Raw genomic sequence first — 16,933 nt, 5'->3', positions numbered from 1 at the left:
TCATCGGTGTCCACGAGATGATCGATCCACAGGTCGAGTTGGCCCGCGGGTACGCGGACACCCTCGCGGAGAGAATCGCGACGCTGGGTGGATCGCCCAACGGCACTGCCAAGGCCATCGAAGACGATCGGTCCTGGAAGGACTACTCCGTGGGCCGCGACACCGTGCAGGCGCACCTCGGTGCACTTGACCTGGTGTACGTCGGTTTCATCACCTCGCAGCGCGAGGCGATCGCAACCGCCGGCGAGATCGACCCGGTCACCGAGGACATCCTCATCGGCCAGACCGCCGAACTCGAGAAGTTCCACTGGTTCGTGCGGGCGCATCTGGAGAACTCCTCGGGTGAGCTGGCCAATGCCGGCACCAAGACCGAGGCAGCGGCAGCAGACAAGAGTCGCTGACTCGGCATAGTCCCCACCGAAGTCTCATTCCCCGTCGGCACATGGTGCCGATGGGGTAATGTTCTGCCTCGAAACTAGAACACGTTCTATTAGATCGAGGGAGACGCCAGATGGCGAGTGTCGAGGAGTTGCAGAAGATTGTCGAGTCGTATGTCGACCTGGTCGCGAACGGCACGCCTGATCAGGTCGCCGACCTCTATGCCGACGGTGCCACCGTCGAAGACCCCATCGGCGCCGACATCCGGGACACCCGTGAGGCGCTTGTCGAGTTCTACGGCGTGATCGCCGGGATGGACAAGGCCACCGCAGAACTGCACTGGACCAAGATCGCCGGCGACACCGCGGTCTTCGAGTTCAGTTTGATCACCGAGACCGCGGGGATGTCGTTCAAGATCACCCCGGTCGACATCATGGTGTTCGACGATGAAGGCAAGATCAAGACGATGCGCGCGGTGTGGCGTCCCGAGGATCTGCAGCAACTGTAGTTCCGTGCGCCGTCGGGAACTACAGGTCGCCGGATTCGAACGCCCACCGAGTTCGCTCCGCTTACCGACGTCTGCTCCTGTTGCACGTGGATCGAACGAAGGCAGGTGGAGCGAATTTGTGGCGGCTGTCAGCGGCGCCCGGTGGGTTTGAGAACGATCTCGTGCGGATGTGCGTCGACGGGGGTGTGGATCGCGGTGACCACAGCCGCGGCCACGGTCTCCGGCCGCAGATGGCGGGTGCCGTCGTAGTCGCCGCCGCTTTCCATCGCGTTGAGTTCGGCCTGCATGTCGGTGTCGATCCGGCCCGGGAAGATCGAGGTGACCCGCAGTGCCGGTTCTTCCACCCGCACCGCATCGGCCAGTGCACGCAGCCCGAACTTGCTGGCCGCGTAGACACCCCATCCGGGGTTCACGTGTCGGCCGGCGCCCGAGTTGATGAACACCACATGGCCGCCGGCGTTGCGCAGAGCCGGCAGCAACAGCCGGGTGAGTTCGGCGGCCGCAATGAGATTGACCTCCAGGACCCGTCGCCACTCGTCGGCGGGGGAGTCTTCGATGGTGCCCCAGCTGATCACGCCGGCACTGTGGACCAGCACGTCGAGTGAGCTGATCGCCTCGGTCGCGGCCTCGAGTTCCTCGGGATCGGTCAACTCGACCGGCCAGGTACTCGCCCCGTCGAGCGCGAGCGCCATGTTGTCGAGTTCGGTTGAGGGACGGCCGCCGAGCAAGAGGTCATGAGTGGGGGCGAGCCGGTGGGCGATGGCCGCACCCAGGCCGCGGCTGGCGCCGGTGATCAACGCTGTTGGCATGTGTTCGACCTTAGTGTCCCGACACCGGTGTCCGGAGTGCCGCGACACCGATGACCGGCGGGTCGGACGACCAGGCCGGGCAGAACCGGGTTCGGGGAGTCAGAATGTGGAGCGTGGGATACTCCGGCTTCACGAACACACAATTGTCCGCGCGCGCGGCGTACCTCCTGCGCGGCAACGATCTGGGGACGATGACCAGTGCGGCGCCGCGTCTCTATCCGCACATGTGGAGTTGGGACGCCGCGTTTGTCACGGTGGGTCTGGCGCCGCTGAGCGTCGAGCGCGCAGTGGTCGAGATGGACACGCTGCTCTCGGCGCAGTGGGGCAACGGGATGATCCCTCACATCGTGTTCGCCAACGGCCGTGACGGCTACTTCCCCGGCCCGGCGCGATGGGAGTGCGCCGACCTGGCGTTCAACGCGCCGCGGGCACCGCATACCTCGGGCATCACGCAGCCGCCCGTGCACGCGATCGCCGTCCAGCGGATCCTCGATCATTCCCGCCGTCAGGGACGGACCACCCGGTCGGTGGCGGCGGAGTTCCTCGACCGACGGTGGGGAGACCTGGTGCGCTGGCACCGGTGGCTGGCGCACGCGCGCGATCCGAAGGGCCGCGGCCGGATCACGCTCTATCACGGGTGGGAGTCCGGGATGGACAACTCTCCGCGGTGGGACGCGGCCTACGACAACGTGATCCCCGGTGCCGATCTCCCGGCGTACACCCGGGCGGATCTCTCACACGGAGCGGATGCATCGATGCGTCCCACCGACATCGAATACGACCGGTATCTGTGGCTCGTCGAGCAGATGAAGCGCGCCAACTACGACGACGCCGTCCTGCCCGACGTGATGAGTTTCGCGATCGAGGATGTGTTCGTCAGTGCGATCTTCGCGGTCGCCTGCGACGTGCTGGCCGCGATCGGCGAGGACTACTCCAAACCACGTGCCGACATCCGGGACCTGCGGGCCTGGTCCGATCGCTTCCGGGCCGGGGTCGCCGCATCGGCCTCGGAACGCAACGGGGCCGCACGGGACTTCGACATCCGCGCGGACCGATGGATCAACACCGAGACCATCGCGATGTTCGCGCCGCTGCTCTGTGGCGGTCTGCCCCGGGATCGGGAGCGTGCCCTGCTGCGGCTCTTCGAGGGTCCACGCTTCTGCGGGCATCCGGATCTGAAATACGCGGTGCCCCCGTCCACATCACCGATTTCCGCGGACTTCAAACCGCGCGAGTACTGGCGTGGTCCGGTCTGGCCCGTGATGACGTGGCTGTTCTCGTGGGCTTTTGCCCGACGAGGGTGGACGGAACGGTCGGCGCGTCTGCGCGAAGAAGGTCTGCGGCAGGCCCAGGACGGGTCGTTTGCCGAGTACTACGAACCATTCACCGGCGCACCGCTGGGGAGTATGCAGCAGTCGTGGACGGCCGCCGCGGTACTCGACTGGCTCGACTGACCAGAACTCTGCGCTGTCGCGGGTCTGGACAATTGGCCGGGTCTTCGACTTGAGTGGTCCGATGGCCACCGAAGGCAAACCGTCCGAACATCGTCGATCAGACCCCGGCGTCCCCGACGGCGCCGAGGCGATCACCTTGGAGTTGCCGGCGGTCACGCTGCGTGCGTTCGCTTGGGGGCCCGTTGACGGCCCACTTGCGCTGTGTCTGCACGGGTTTCCTGATACGGCGCACAGCTGGCGGCACCTGGGCCCCCTGCTGGCGGCACAGGGGTATCGCGTCGTGGCGCCCTTCACCCGGGGATATGCGCCGTCGACGGTGGCGGTGGACGGCGACTATCACGTGGGTGCGCTGATGTCCGACGCCATCGAAATCCATCGGGTGCTCGAGGCGGACAACCGGGCGGTGGTGATCGGCCACGACTGGGGCGCGCTCACAGCCAACGGGCTTGCTGCGTACGGGGATTCCCCGTACGCGGCGGTGGTGTCGATGGCGGTGCCACCGGTCGGGGCATTCACCTCGGTGTCGGACAACACAGCCCAACTGGTGAAGTTGCTCGCTCGTCAGTCGGTGATGAGCTGGTACATGATGTTCGTCCAGGTGCCGAGGATGTCGGAACGATCACTGGACCGATTGATACCGCTGCTCTGGCGCCGCTGGTCGCCGGGCTACGACGCCGACGGCGACGTGCGGCAGGTCTTCGCCGCGCTTCCGGATAGGGGACATCGCAGTGCGGTGCTCGGTTACTACCGGGCGACGCTGCGGCCGGCCCGTGGCGACGGCCGCGACCACCGGATGCGGTCCGCGGCATTCGGTCGGGTGCTGACGCCGCTGTTGTATCTCCACGGCGAGGTCGATGGCTGCATGCAATCCGGATTCGCCGGACGTGCGGCAAAGGTTCTGCCGGCGGGCAGCGAGACCCACGTGGTGGCCGATGCCGGGCACTTTCTGCATCTCGAACGCCCCGAGGTCGTCGGAGAATTGATCGTCGGCCACCTGCGCCGGAAATTCATGATCGGCAATCGAGTTCTCGACAGACTTGGGACATCGCGTGACGGCCAGATGCGTGTTGGTTACGGGCATCTCCGGGCTCTAGAATCCCGTTGATGAGTACGCCCACGAGGAAGTCGCGACCGGAGCGGCGTCCTGACAAGTTCGGGGACCGTCGCCGAGAGCTCGCCAAGTCGGCGTTGTTGACCCTGGCGCAGCGCGGTTACGCCAATACGAGTCTGCGTGACATCGCGAACAATTCGGATTTCACACACGGCGTCCTGCACTACTACTTCGCGGACAAGAACGAGCTCATGATCTTTGTCGTCCGCGAATACAAGGCCGAATGCGTGACCCGGTACGACGCTGCCCTGGGAACTGCGAACAGTCCGGCCGACCTGTGTGTCCGCTTCGGCGCGGCGATGAGGGACACCGTCGTCGAAGACGCCTCGATGCACCGGCTCTGGTACGACATGCGGGCACAGAGCTATTTCGACGAGAGTTTCCGGCCGGCGGTCGGGGAGATCGAGCAGGGTCTCGAAGACATGATCTGGCGGGTGGTCACCCGCTTCTGTGAGCTCGATCAGGCGTCGCCTGGGCTGACGTCACCGCAGGCGTACGCACTGATCGACGGCCTGTTCCAGCAGGCGTTGTTCCGTTGGCTCGGCGGTGACACCACCGCCGGGGACTGTCTCGCCACGCAGGTGGTCGATGCGATGGAGAAGCTGTTCACCTGATGGTCGAGAAGATCCCTGCCCGCCGTCCGGCGGCAGACCTCAGTTGGCCGGGCCGCCTTCAGGCTGCTGCGGGGCGGCCGGCGGTGTCGCGGGTGCGGCCGGAGCCGGCTTGATCTTCTGCTTGAGCTGGTAAGCCTTGATGACAACCGTCCCGATGATCTTCTGGATACGGGTGGGTTCCTGGGCTTGCTCGGTCATGAGTGATCCTCCGTGTTGCTGGTGATGGCGAGGGGTCGAACAGCGACCGGCGCATTCCTACGCGCAGACTTCCCCCCCGAGTATGTCGGGTGGAAACATATCCCATTCATGCCGGTCTGAACAGACCTGCGATCAGCGCACCCGCGTCCTTGCCCAGATCTCACATACCGATCTGACCACCGGACTTCCACACCGACACCACTGCCGGACGCGGCTGGCTGTCGCCGCCATCGGGCCAATGCGAGTACGGCTTGTCGGCCGAGTATTCGTCTTCCTCGCCGGGATGCTGGACACACACGATGACCCGATCGGTCCCGATGATCGGACCGCAGGTCTCTGCCGCGCGCGGGACGGTCAGGAATTGCTTTGTCTGACCACGGTTCTCGCCCTCCAGTGCGACCGCGAACAGTCCGTCGTTGTTGCCGAGGGCATTGCCGTCGGTGGACACCCACAGGTTGCCGTGCGGGTCGAAGGCGACGTTGTCGGGGCAGGAGATCGGGCTGACCTGGGTCTTGTCGAAACCGCCGTAGTAGGTGTCGGCCGCTGCGGGATCGCCGCAGACCAGCAGGAGATCCCAGGTGAAGTCGGTGCCGGCGTGGTTGTCGGTGATCTCGATGATCTGGCCGTTCTTGTTCTCGTTGCGCGGGTTCGGTTCATCGGCCGCGGCCTCGCCGTCGGTGCCGCGGTCGTCGTTGTTGGTCAGTGCGCAGTACACCTTGCCGGTTGTCGGATGCGCCTCGATGTCCTCGGGGCGGTCCATCTTGGTCGGATTGACCTTGTCGGCGGCCTGCCGGGTGAACACCGCAACCTCTTCGGCGGACATTCCGTCGACGAGGGACTGGGCGCCGTCGTTGGTCACCGTCAGCAGCGGGAACCAGGTTCCGGTGCCGGCGAACGATCCCGAGTCGGGGAGTTTTCCGCTGCCATCGATCTTGTCCGGCTCGTTGCCCGTCAGCTGGGCGACGTACAGGGTGCCGGTGGTCAGGATGGTCATGTTGTGCTGCATCGCAGCGGCGCCTAGCCCGGGCTGGATCTTCTTGTCGGACACGAACTTGTAGATGTACTCGAACTTCTGGTCGTCGCCGGTGTACGCGACCACGGTGCCGTCGTCGGTGACGAAGATGTTGGCGCCCTCGTGCTTGAGCCGGCCCATCGAGGAGTGCTTGATCGGTGTGGCGGTCGGATCGTGGGGGTTGACTTCCACGATGTAGCCGAATCGGTTGCCCTCGTTGGGTTCCTGGGCCAGGTCGAAGCGGCTTTCGTAGCGGCCCCACTGGTGGTAGTCGTCCTCGTCGTCGAAGCCGTAGCGATCGAGACGTGCCTTTGCGACGGGTTCGGTGACCGATGCGGCGCCGGTGAAGTAGTTGTTGAAGTTCTCCTCGCCGGAGACCATCGTGCCCCACGGTGTCAGTCCTCCGGAACAGTTGCCGATCGTGCCGAGAACTGTTGTGCCGGCCGGATCTGCTGCGGTCTTCACGAACGCGCTGCCGGCTGCCGGACCGGTGAGGGTGAACGGGCTCATCGCGGTGAGTCGGCGGTTGCGGTCACCGACCACGGGTGTCAGCTTGCCCGAACCGCTTTCGCTCTGGACCTCCACCACCGTGATCCCGTGTGCGGCCATCGAGACCCGGGCCTGCTGTTCGGTGGGTTCTTTCGGCATGTAGCCCTTGAACATGAACTCTTCGGTTGTGTATTCCTGATTGACCACCAGGTAGAAATGCCCGGCCTGCCCGTCGATGGGGATCAGGCCCGCAAAGTCGTTGTTGAAGCCGAACTGCTTTTCCTGGGCTTCGGCGGTCTGGTTGTCGAAGTCGAATGCCGGGGCACCGGGCACCACCGGATCGCCCCACTTGATGACCACGGCCTGCTCGTAGCCGGCCGGAACCAGCAGGGCGTCTTCGATATTCGGTGCAACCGGTTCGAAGTTCATCCCGGTGGGTGCGCCGGCCGAGCCGGTCTGACCGGTTCCGGAGGTGCTGCTGCCACCGGTCGACGACCCGCCGTCGTCGCCGCAGGCGGCCAGGGCCGACGTGGCGCCGACCGCGACCACCGCGGCCGCCGAACCGCGCAGGATCGAGCGCCGCGAGATGGCTCCGCGGGCGATGTCACGAAAGTAGGTGTTACTGCTGGTGTTGGGTGGTTCGTGCCAGCAGGCGTCGCCACACTTGTAGTGACAGGTGACCATGGAACGCGCGGACGCGCCCTCGTGCTTGTCGATGATGGTGAGCGGAATTCGCACCGCGGGTCCCCCTGGTAGTCAGACGTCGAGCAACCGGTCGAACGTTAGGCGGAGCAACCAACCGGCGTCCGAACCCGAGATGAATCACCGGTTAAGTCTTGTCCGCCGGGGTCTACCGTTGGGGGATATGGGAGCAGACGGGTATGACGCGGTGGTGGTCGGCTCGGGTCCGAACGGTTTGTCGGCCGCGCTCACCCTGGCGATGACGGGCCGGAAGGTGCTGGTGCTCGAGTCCCAACCGACGATCGGGGGCGGAACCCGGACAGCGGAACTGACAGAACCGGGCTTTCGCCATGACGTGTGCTCGGTGGTGCACCCGACCGGGATGGCATCGCCGGCATTCAATTCGATGGCCCTCTCCGGGCACGGCCTGCGTTGGCTCGTCCCCGAGTTGGGGCTCTCGCACGTGTTCGGTGACGGCACCGCGTTGCCCCTGTACACAGACCTCGCCCGCAGCGCCGAGTTCCTCGGACGCGATGCCCGGGCCTGGTCGGCAACCCTGGGATACGCGGCCGCGCATTCGGCGGAGCTGCTCGCGGACTTCTTCGGGCCGCTCCGGATCCCGCGCCACCCGTTGGTCGCCGCGAGGTTCGGTCCGCAGGCACTGATGAGCGCAGATGTGTTCAACCGGATCGCTTTTCGGGATCCGCGGACGCGGACGGTGTTCTCGTCGATCGCCACGCACGTGGTCAGACCACCCGATGCGGTCGCGACGGCCGCCGTGGGTCTGCTGCTCGGGATGCTGGTGCATTCCGGCGGCTGGCCGCTGGCGCGCGGCGGGAGTCAGGCGATCGCCGATGCGCTGGCCGGCAGACTTCGTGAGTTCGGCGGACACATCGAGACCGACCACCCGGTGTACAAGTGCGAGGATCTGCCGGATGCGCCGCTGAAGTTCTTCGACGTCGATCCCCGGCAGTTTGCAGCGATCATGGGCGAGCGGCTACCGGCCCGATATCGCGGCCGGCTCGGGAGGTTTCGCTTCGGCCCCGGCACTTTCAAGGTCGACTACGCCCTCTCCGAACCCATCCCGTGGTCCGATCCCCACACCGGATCCTCGGTCACGTTCCACATCGCGGAGAACGAGAGCCAGATCCGGGAGAACGAGAAAGCAGTCCAGGCCGGTCGACTTCCGCGGCGCCCGAACCTGATCGGCGGTACGCCGTCTGTGCTGGATCCGACGCGGGCGCCGGACGGCAAGCACGTTGCCTGGGCATATTGCCATGTACCGCACGGCTGCGACGTCGACATGACCACCGCCGTGGAGGCGGAGATCGAGCGGTGCGCACCGGGCTTTCGGGACGTCGTCATCGCTCGGCACACGATGACGGCGAAGCAGTATTCGGTGTACAACCCGAATTACGTAGGCGGCGACATCAATTCGGGCATTTCGGATCTGCGGCAGCAATTCACCAGGCCAATTGCCGCCCGGGTACCGTACGCAACGCCGGTGCCGGGGGTGTATCTGTGTTCGGCGTCCACGCCACCGGGTGGGGGAGTCCACGGAATGTGCGGGAAGTATGCGGCCGAAGCCGCGATGGCTCAAAAGAATTCAGTCTGAGTCTCAGGCAGACTGGACGGCATGACCACATCCATTCAGATCGCTGTACAGCTTCAGCCCCAGCACGCCGCATATTCCGACCTCCGCGACGCGGTGCTCCGGTCCGAGGACGCCGGCGTCGACATCGCATTCAACTGGGACCATTTCTTCCCGCTGTACGGCGAGCCCGACGGTGCGCACTTCGAATGCTGGACGATGCTCGGTGCCTGGGCCGAGCAGACGTCGAACATCCAGATCGGCGCCCTGGTCACTTGTAACAGCTACCGCAATCCGGAACTGCTCGCCGACATGGCCCGCACCGTCGACCACATCTCCGATGGGCGTCTCATCCTCGGAATCGGATCAGGCTGGTTCGAACGTGACTACACCGAGTACGGATACGAGTTCGGGACCGCGGGCAGCCGGCTCGATGCCCTCGGTGCGGCCCTGCCCAGGATCAAAGACCGTTTCGGGAAACTCAACCCGGCCCCGACGCGCGAGATCCCGATCCTGATCGGCGGCGGCGGGGAGAAGAAGACCCTCAAGTACGTCGCCCAGCACGCCCACTACTGGCATTCGCTTGTCGATGTCGAGACCTACCGGCACAAAGCCCAGGTCCTGGCCGATCATTGCGCGACGATCGGGCGCGATCCGAGCGAGATCGTCCGGTCGAGCGAGCTGTCCCGTGTGGGAAGCCTCGACGAGACCGTCGCCTTGGCGGACAGCCTCGTCGACGAGGGTGTCACGTTGTTCACCGTCGGGCTCAACGGCCCGGATTACGACCTGTCGCTGGTCACCGAGCTGTGTGCCTGGCGGGATCGGCGCAACGGCGCATAGCGCTGGGGGGGTTCCGGCGCGAGTTCACCCACCCCGGATGAGCGGCGAGTGGATGTTTTTCGGCGATAATGGTCGCTGTACGCCCGATCGGTGTGTCGAACAGGCATGCCGGCGGGGGCCCGGCGAAGCAGGCAGCGAGGTGGGATGCAATGACTTATTGGTCGACGTCTCAGGCTCGCCTGCTGCCTGAAGCCGAGTTCATCGCCGCCATCGGACACTCGATCCAGGCCGTTGCGCCGCCCGGAGCGAACGGTGCGAAGATCTGTTTCAGCTTCGCCGGCACCGCCACCCGCTACACGCTCACCTATTTCGGGCAGGTGCCCCCGAACCCGGTACCGGCTCCACCGGTCGCATTGGATCTGGCCCGGGATCTGCGGGTCGGGCGTTATCAGGCTGGTCGCGACGCGGCCCTGATCCTGGAGATCACCCTGGGTGCGGGCCCGCCGGTGGTTCGGTACGACCACGGGGAGATGGGTCCGATCGATCCGGGACTGATCTTCGATCCCGCGTCCTATCGCGACGACCTGCTCCGGTACCCGCGAACCGCGCCGCAATGGCTGATCGACTACGTCGGCGGAATACCGTTGGCGCAGTTGCTGTCCGGAACGTACTTCCCGTTTCCGGATCCCGGGTCGGTGCCTTCCCACGCCACCGACGCCGGTGCGGCGGTCGCCATCGCGCTCGACTTCATCCGGGTCCGGCGGGTCGACTTTGTCGGCCACAATTTGTATTCGCTGACCGCGCAACGCATTCAGGCCGGATGGCGGGTCTTCACCCAGGTACCGGCCGACCCGTCGCGCGCCGGTGGCCAGATGCGGCTGATCTTCCTCGTCGCCGACGACGGTGTGGTCGAGATACCCACCCCGGCAATGACTCCCGACGCGAACGAGATGGCCTTCACCCAACGGTCCTTCCAGCGGGCCCATCAGGCGAGCCAGATACCGTCTGCCCCGACCCCGGTGCACCGTGGAGGCGTTGCAGTCGCCGGCCGAGGTGAGCCCGAGTCCACCGCGGATGTGCCCGGTGCGCGCGAGGCCCAGGCGGCCAGGGACAACCTGTGGCGCAGCGTCGGACACCTCTACGAGGCGCCCCTGGCACCCATCGACCCGGCGGGGGTTCTGTGGCCGGGCGGAACGCGTGCCTATCGGGCGGTGCGACGTGATCGCACCACCCTGATCGCCACCGACGGATTGTCGGCACCGAGCCTGACCGGTGGCGGAACGATCACCGCATACGGTCCGGTACCTGGTGGTTCGATGCTGGGTGTGGGCGCCGAGTTCTTCATCGAGTCGGTCGACCCCGCGCTCCGGGCCGATGAGAGTGCCCGTGAGCATTGGCTTTTCACGGTGTTGTCGGCGGTTGCGGAACGGGCCGCCACCGATGGTTCCGATTTTGTCGGCTCGATCGTCGGGGCGCCCGAGGCCATCTACGTCGAACTGCCGGGCATCACCGGACCCCGGGAGTGGCTGGTGAACCACACCGCCGGTGTCCTGCTGAGCAACAAGGGCTGGGGCGCGCCGAGCGGATTCGACACGTCATTGGGGCGCGTCGGGCTCATCACCGTGACGATCCTTCGCGCCAGCGAGTCGGTGACCACGTCCGCCTGGCCCTCGGCGGCGGGCGAGATCTTCCGTCAGCTCGCCGCCCGCCGGATCGGCCACTACTTCGACCCGGACCGGGCCGCGATCTACTAGTCCTGGCGTTCGCCGCGACGCAATGCGGACCGCAGGGCCTTGGTCTGGGCGGCCAGGAACTCCGCGGCAACACGTGAACGGGCGACCGCGTCGAAGCCGTGGAAGGCACCCTGCACCACCTCCACCGTGCAGGGCACTCCGGCCGCCTCCAGCCGTGCGGCGTAGGCCAGGTCCTCGTCGTAGAACAAGTCCAGTGACCCGACGCCGATCCAGGCCGGGGCCAGTCCACTCAGATCGGCGCGGAGGGCCGGGACCGCGGCTTCCGGAGAGGCATCACCGAGGTAGCTCTCCCAACCGAAGCGGTTGCTCTTCGCGTCCCACAGCCGGTGACGTTCATCGGGCGTCAGCGAGCGGTTGTCAAGCATCGGATAGACCAGCAACTGCATGGCAGGGGTGATCTCACCGCGGTCGTGGGCGACCACCGCGACGGTCGCGGCCAGTCCGCCACCGGCGCTGGCGCCCGCGACCGCGATCCGATCGGCGTCGACCTCGGGTTGTTCGGCAAGCCATCGGAGTGCGGCGTAACAGTCCTCCACCGGGATGGGGTACGGGTGTTCAGGGGCCAACCGGTACTCGACAGATGCGACCGTGGCGCCCACCGCAGCGGCAAAATGGCTGCAGGTGGCATCGTCCTGCGCCGCGGTACCCATCACCATGCCCCCACCGTGGATCCACAGGATTGCCGGCCCCGGTACTGCGGCCGGTGTGGCCGGCCGGAACAGCCGCACACTCACCCCGGGGGCCACCTGGTGGACGGTGGCGTCGGAGCTTCCGCGGATCAGCTTCGAGAGTCTCCGGACCACCGGCAGGGTCTTTGGCGTGACCAGACGTTGCGGAATGAACAGTGAGTACAAGCGCAGGTCAGGGTGAAATGCCTGGCGGTCACGAATACGGGTGATCATCGTCTGGGATGCTAGCGCGGTATCGCGGGCACCCGGATCGGTTCGGCCTAAACCCGGGTGACGGTGTTGCCGGCACGACCTAAAGTCGTATGCATGACTACTGAGATCCCCCAGGCCACTTCCGACGTGATCAGCGTGGACGTCCCGACACACTGGTACAACCTGGCAGCGGAGTTGCCCGAGCCGATCCCGCCCCATCTGCATCCGGGCACCAGGGAGCCGGTCGGCCCCGATGATCTCGCGCCGCTGTTCCCGGCGGGACTCATCGCGCAGGAGGTGTCCTCGGAGACCTACATCGAGATCCCCGAGCCGGTCCGCGAGATCTACAAGATGTGGCGGCCCTCGCCGCTGATCCGCGCCCGGCGTTTCGAGGATGCGCTGGGGACCAAGGCGCGGATCTACGTGAAGTACGAGGGTGTCAGCCCGGTCGGCAGCCACAAGACCAACTCGGCAGTGGCACAGGCGTATTACAACTCGGTCGACGGTGTCACCCGGCTGACCACCGAGACCGGCGCCGGCCAGTGGGGTAGCGCTTTGGCGTTCGCGGGCGCCTTGTTCGGTATCGACGTCGAGGTGTGGCAGGTGCGGGCCTCGTATGAATCGAAGCCGTACCGCGGTCACCTCATCGAAACCTATGGCGGAACACTGCATTCGAGTCCATCGGAGCTCACCGAGGCCGGTCGCGCGATCCTGAAGGAGAGTCCTGACACCACCGGCAGTCTCGGAATGGCGGTCAGCGAGGCGGTGGAAGCGGCGGTGAAGGATCCCGGTGCCCGCTATGCGCTCGGTAGCGTCCTCAATCACGTGGTGCTGCATCAGAGTGTCATCGGTCAGGAAGCTGTCGATCAGCTCGCACTGGTGGAGTCCGGTGGTGCCGATTACGTCTTCGGTTGTGCCGGCGGTGGATCCAACCTCGCCGGACTGGCGTTCCCGTTCATCCGCGAGCAGATCCACGGGCGGTCGAATCCGAAGATCGTCGCCGCCGAGCCGGCTGCCTGTCCGTCGATCACCAAGGGCGAATACCGCTACGACCACGGCGATGTCGCGGGACTGACACCCCTGCTCAAGATGCATACGCTGGGTATGGACTTCGTACCCGACCCCATTCACGCCGGTGGCCTCCGCTACCACGGGATGTCGCCGGCCTTGAGCCACACCGTCGAACTCGGCTTCGTGGAGGGCGTGGCCATCGAGCAGAAAGACGCGTTCGCGGCGGGTGTGCTCTTCGCCCGGACGCAGGGCATCGTCCCGGCACCGGAATCCACCCACGCGATCGCGGCTGCCGTGGACCGCGTACGAGACTCGGACACTGAAGAGGTCATCGTCATCGGGCTCAGCGGCCACGGCCAGCTGGACTTGCCGGCCTACGCGGCCTACCTCAACGGAACCATGTAGCCCCCGAAATTGGTGGGTTTTGGTGAGCATTCGCGCAGGTCGGCCTCACCAGAACCCACCACTTTGGGGTTCTGAGGGGAACCGTGAGGTAGCCGACGGGATCGAGGTGCCCAGTGGCACCAGGTGGCGGGCGTCGTCGACGATCATGAACTCGGCCATCGCGCCGGGCCGGAAGATGCCGGGTGCTTTGATGCCGTGAACACAGTTGTTCTCGTCGCCCTTTGCACACGAATGGCAGAGCCCACATCCCCACGGTCCGTAGACCAGCACGGACTGGGTGTCGGTGTCGAGCAGTCGCTGGTAGCCCGTGCCGTTGTCGATGAAACCGTCGTCGGCGGGCCTGCCGGCCGGGCGCTCTTCGATGTTGGTCACAGTTTGCCTCCCTGTTCCAGCGCGATCGCGCGGGCCTCGTCTGCCATTTTGTGGGCCTGCATCTTCTCGAGCAGCTTCGCCGCACCCATGAATCGCCGGTTCTGGGTGATCGGAACCGGTTCTCGCGGACCGAGTCCCACCCACCGGGCCATCTCGGGGTCCACCGACTTGACCTCGCCGTGCAGGTATCGGCCCTCGGGATCGAAAGTCCCGGTCTTGCCGTCCTTGGTGGTCACCAGAACGTTGAAGTCTTCGTCGAACTCGTAGATTGCGCGGCTCATCGAATGCTTGATCTGTCGCATCACGTTCTCCTTGTCGGCTGGAACGGTCTTACTTGGTACCGAATGCACTAACTGCAGCAGCGAAGCGTGATCGTGAGCATACTTCTTTAGGCTGTCTCCAAAAACTGGTGAGGCGAAGTGGGGCGGGCCGGGATGAGGTCGCCGTCAGCGCTGTCGTGCGGCCCATTCGAGGGCGCCGGCCACGAGCCGCCGGTAGAGGGGATCGGACAGCGTGGGGGCCTTGTCGCCCGGTTGCAGGTAGGCCGGCCGACTGCGCCCGTTGGTCTTGGTCCACCCCACGAGCGCAGATCCCGGCCGGTGATGCCATCCTTCCCGCTCGTCGCGCCGGCCGGCCATCGCGAGCACCGTCGACCAGTGCACCGCGTCGGTCATCTCCGCGTCGGTGCGCAATAGTGGGGTCAGGTCGTCCTCGAAGACCTCGCAAAGGTAGGTCTCGTCGACAAGGTCGAACGTCAACGGGAGGCCGGACACCACCGGATGCGCGGTGTCGACGACAGAGATCCGCTGCTCCACGGCATGGCGATAGCCGGAATCGGGGCACTGGACGCCGCGGACGACGCCGGGTCGGTACAGGTACCGACCGCCGACGAACTCCGCCCATCCGTCCCGGTCCGCCCAGGATGCGATGGCGTGGTGGAGCACCACGTAGCCGTGTCCGGTCTCCGGTGCCGCGGCGACCGCGGCGCGGAGTGCGGCCGGCGGATCCGACGGTGTGGGCAGGGTGCCGGGCATGTCGTAGTGGAGCGAGACGTCGAATGCCTCGAGGTCGGCCGGACCCAGGTCGGCGTCCGGATGCTCGTGCCAGGTGACCTCGCCGGGCAGCGAGTCCAGGAAATCGGCAAAGGCGTCGCGATCGAATGAGTGCCCGCCGGTGAAAGCCGCAATGCGCATGGCCATGCTCCTATCCGAGTAATTCAACTGGTGATGCAGTCAAGTTACTTGACAGGTGTGCCGCTGGTGAGAGTGTTCAGCGACCTTCGATCATTTTCGAGCACACATCCGTCGTCGCCGATCGCAGCCGGGGTACCGAGATGTTGGAGAGTGGTCCGCCCTCGATACGGAGCGGCTGGATGGCGATGGTGGTGGCGATCATCGTCCGGACCCGCAGTGAGCGCGCCGCCTGCTGCGCGGCGGCCGACCGCTTGTTGGCCGGTGTCTCGTCGACCGGGAAGTAGTCGAACGCGCGCCGGATGTGGCGTTCCTCGTATTCCTTGGTGAGCAACCGCGTGCCCGGTGTTGCGCCGCCGGCCATCTGCAGGAAGAGCATTCGCGCGGAGTTGGGATGCTCGGCCGTCCAGTCCCAGACCGCCGACACGACGTCCTTGAAGGATTCGGCATCGCCTGAGACGTCGTCTGGGCGGGCCGCCTGGGCGGCCGCGGAGCTTGCGTCCATCGCGTAACCCAGCGCGCTCTCGAACAGCTCTTCCTTGCTGGCGAAGTGGTAGTAGACGGCGGTCGGGACCATGCCGGCCTCTTCCGCGATCTCCTGGATCGAGGCCTCGGCGAACCCCTTCTTCGAGAACACCCGGACCGCTGCCTTCACGATGAGATGCCGCCGTGAGGGCCGATGAGCGGAACCCTTGGTCTGGGGTGGCGGCGGGGTGTGCGGCACCTCGTCGGGGTCGGGTTCGACCTCGTTCGTGGTGACGAGGGGCGCGGAGACGTCGTCGGCGGCAGGGGACGAGTCCCAGCCCAACCGGTCGGCTTCGGCACCGTCGGCTGCTGCGGTTGTGCTGTCCGTGCTGCTGCTTCGTCGTGGCACAGCGGTCCTCCTCGGCCCTGGATCACTGGATTGATCCCAAAGTTACCCCTTTGGGCAGGTGGCGGGATCCCGGCCCGGCCCTTTGCCTGACATGATCAAGGCCATGGCAGGCAAGGGAGTGACGTCAGGGCGGACCGAGGCGGGACGGAAGTCCGCGGCGGCGCCGACCGGCAAGGGGGCCAAGCGCGCGGCGCATCGCCCATCTCGCCGCGAGGTCGTGGTCGAGGCGGCCATGCACCTGTATTCGGTGCGGTCGATCGAGGACGTCACCGTTGCTGATATCGCCGCCGAGGCGGAGATGACCTCGGCCGCGGTCTATTACCACTACCCGTCCAAGGACGAGGTCCTGCTCGGTGGACTGCGCTTGTACGCCAACGGACTTCTGGACGAGTTCCGGGCCGAACTCGAAGCCGACCCGGACGCAGCGCTCGGGGACATCATCGTGCGGCTGCTCGAATGGACGGATCGGCACCGGTCGGCGTCGCTGGTGTACTTCGTGCGTTCTCCCGGGTGGAGCCTGTCGATCGAGGCCTTGCGTCGCGAGGTGCGGCTGGAGATGCTCAATCTCTTCTCCGCCGAGTTGCGCACCCGCAACGGGATCACCGCGCGAGCCAAACAGGCCGCCGCTGCGACGGCGTTGTCGAGCCTGCTCGAGGTGTCGGCCTCGTCGTGGCTCACCGAGGATGCGGTGCTGGCCAATCTCGGGCGCCGCAAGTTCTCCGACGAGGTCCGCGAACTGGCGGCGGACATCGGCAGCGTGTGATCCATGCCGCTGGTGTATATCAGCAGTAACGGGCATCCTGAAACCGTCTGAACAGGAA

Annotated in this window: 17 protein-coding genes and 1 pseudogene; 10 read left to right on the top strand and 8 right to left on the bottom strand. The window is 66.0% G+C overall.

Going from position 1 to position 16,933, the window contains the following annotated elements:
* Together VIQ49_RS03755 and VIQ49_RS03750 are read left to right on the top strand one after the other, a co-directional pair.
* Positions 1 to 401: DNA starvation/stationary phase protection protein (locus VIQ49_RS03755; protein WP_331880901.1), on the top strand; the 401-nt coding region annotated here is incomplete at its 5' end.
* A gap of 110 nt (positions 402 to 511) precedes the next feature.
* The gene (locus VIQ49_RS03750; RefSeq protein WP_331880898.1) at positions 512 to 886 is read left to right on the top strand and encodes a nuclear transport factor 2 family protein; all 375 of its coding nucleotides are present in this window, start codon (positions 512 to 514) and stop codon (positions 884 to 886) included.
* 128 nt (positions 887 to 1,014) lie between these two features.
* Here VIQ49_RS03750 and VIQ49_RS03745 read toward each other — a convergent pair whose 3' ends face one another.
* Complete coding sequence (locus tag VIQ49_RS03745; protein ID WP_331880894.1) at positions 1,015 to 1,695, bottom strand: SDR family oxidoreductase; 681 nt, start codon at positions 1,693 to 1,695, stop codon at positions 1,015 to 1,017.
* Positions 1,696 to 1,808: 113 nt separating this feature from the next.
* On the opposite strand from VIQ49_RS03745, the gene ggh reads away from it, so the two are divergent.
* From ggh to VIQ49_RS03730, 3 genes are all read left to right on the top strand, one after another.
* Positions 1,809 to 3,149, top strand: a complete 1,341-nt coding sequence (ggh, locus tag VIQ49_RS03740; RefSeq protein ID WP_331880915.1) for a glucosylglycerate hydrolase — start codon at positions 1,809 to 1,811, stop codon at positions 3,147 to 3,149.
* Positions 3,150 to 3,210: 61 nt separating this feature from the next.
* On the top strand, positions 3,211 to 4,254 hold the full coding sequence (locus VIQ49_RS03735; RefSeq protein ID WP_331880891.1) for an alpha/beta fold hydrolase: 1,044 nt from the start codon (positions 3,211 to 3,213) through the stop codon (positions 4,252 to 4,254).
* A complete protein-coding gene (locus tag VIQ49_RS03730; RefSeq protein ID WP_331880888.1) occupies positions 4,254 to 4,874 on the top strand; it encodes a TetR/AcrR family transcriptional regulator in 621 nt (206 codons plus the stop codon). The genes VIQ49_RS03735 and VIQ49_RS03730 overlap by 1 nt, the downstream gene beginning before the upstream one ends.
* 39 nt (positions 4,875 to 4,913) lie before the next feature.
* Here the strand turns inward: VIQ49_RS03730 and VIQ49_RS03725 are convergent, their stop codons facing one another.
* Together VIQ49_RS03725 and VIQ49_RS03720 are read right to left on the bottom strand one after the other, a co-directional pair.
* Positions 4,914 to 5,072 carry a hypothetical protein gene (locus tag VIQ49_RS03725; protein WP_331880885.1) on the bottom strand — a complete coding sequence of 53 codons (159 nt, stop codon included), beginning with the start codon at positions 5,070 to 5,072 and terminating at the stop codon, positions 4,914 to 4,916.
* 160 nt (positions 5,073 to 5,232) lie between these two features.
* A complete protein-coding gene (locus tag VIQ49_RS03720; RefSeq protein WP_414731567.1) occupies positions 5,233 to 7,311 on the bottom strand; it encodes a PhoX family protein in 2,079 nt (692 codons plus the stop codon).
* Between the two features lie 127 nt (positions 7,312 to 7,438).
* On the opposite strand from VIQ49_RS03720, the gene VIQ49_RS03715 reads away from it, so the two are divergent.
* From VIQ49_RS03715 to VIQ49_RS03705, 3 genes are all read left to right on the top strand, one after another.
* Positions 7,439 to 8,869, top strand: coding sequence for an NAD(P)/FAD-dependent oxidoreductase (locus VIQ49_RS03715; RefSeq protein WP_331880882.1), 1,431 nt, complete (start codon positions 7,439 to 7,441; stop codon positions 8,867 to 8,869).
* Between the two features lie 21 nt (positions 8,870 to 8,890).
* A complete protein-coding gene (locus VIQ49_RS03710) occupies positions 8,891 to 9,685 on the top strand; it encodes an LLM class F420-dependent oxidoreductase (RefSeq protein ID WP_331880880.1) in 795 nt (264 codons plus the stop codon).
* Between the two features lie 149 nt (positions 9,686 to 9,834).
* Positions 9,835 to 11,379, top strand: a complete 1,545-nt coding sequence (locus VIQ49_RS03705) for a hypothetical protein (protein WP_331880877.1) — start codon at positions 9,835 to 9,837, stop codon at positions 11,377 to 11,379.
* On the opposite strand, the gene VIQ49_RS03700 is transcribed toward VIQ49_RS03705, so the two are convergent.
* Positions 11,376 to 12,281, bottom strand: a complete 906-nt coding sequence (locus VIQ49_RS03700; RefSeq protein WP_331880874.1) for an alpha/beta hydrolase — start codon at positions 12,279 to 12,281, stop codon at positions 11,376 to 11,378. The two genes, VIQ49_RS03705 and VIQ49_RS03700, sit on opposite strands and share 4 nt — an antisense overlap.
* Before the next feature lie 93 nt (positions 12,282 to 12,374).
* Between VIQ49_RS03700 and VIQ49_RS03695 the strand changes: the two genes are divergently transcribed.
* A complete protein-coding gene (locus VIQ49_RS03695; RefSeq protein WP_331880871.1) occupies positions 12,375 to 13,676 on the top strand; it encodes a TrpB-like pyridoxal phosphate-dependent enzyme in 1,302 nt (433 codons plus the stop codon).
* A 90-nt stretch (positions 13,677 to 13,766) separates the two neighbouring features.
* Here the strand turns inward: VIQ49_RS03695 and VIQ49_RS03690 are convergent.
* From VIQ49_RS03690 to VIQ49_RS03675, 4 genes and pseudogenes are all read right to left on the bottom strand, one after another.
* Positions 13,767 to 13,997 (bottom strand): annotated as a pseudogene (locus tag VIQ49_RS03690) (alcohol dehydrogenase catalytic domain-containing protein); the annotation flags it as partial.
* 47 nt (positions 13,998 to 14,044) lie between these two features.
* Positions 14,045 to 14,350 (bottom strand): hypothetical protein, encoded by a 306-nt coding sequence (locus VIQ49_RS03685; RefSeq protein WP_331880868.1) that lies wholly within the window; start codon positions 14,348 to 14,350, stop codon positions 14,045 to 14,047.
* A 144-nt stretch (positions 14,351 to 14,494) separates the two neighbouring features.
* Positions 14,495 to 15,241 (bottom strand): ThuA domain-containing protein, encoded by a 747-nt coding sequence (locus tag VIQ49_RS03680; protein WP_331880865.1) that lies wholly within the window; start codon positions 15,239 to 15,241, stop codon positions 14,495 to 14,497.
* A 76-nt stretch (positions 15,242 to 15,317) separates the two neighbouring features.
* A complete protein-coding gene (locus VIQ49_RS03675; protein ID WP_331880863.1) occupies positions 15,318 to 16,112 on the bottom strand; it encodes a TetR/AcrR family transcriptional regulator in 795 nt (264 codons plus the stop codon).
* Positions 16,113 to 16,215: 103 nt separating this feature from the next.
* Here VIQ49_RS03675 and VIQ49_RS03670 point away from each other — a divergent pair, with 103 nt between their 5' ends.
* Positions 16,216 to 16,875, top strand: a complete 660-nt coding sequence (locus tag VIQ49_RS03670; protein ID WP_331880861.1) for a TetR/AcrR family transcriptional regulator — start codon at positions 16,216 to 16,218, stop codon at positions 16,873 to 16,875.
* Positions 16,876 to 16,933 lie beyond the last annotated feature (58 nt).

The sequence above is a fragment of the Williamsia sp. genome, from assembly GCF_036566845.1.
In the GTDB taxonomy this organism is placed as follows: domain Bacteria; phylum Actinomycetota; class Actinomycetes; order Mycobacteriales; family Mycobacteriaceae; genus Williamsia.
The sequence above is the reverse complement of the archived record's forward strand: the minus strand, read 5'-3'. Positions and strand labels throughout refer to the sequence as shown.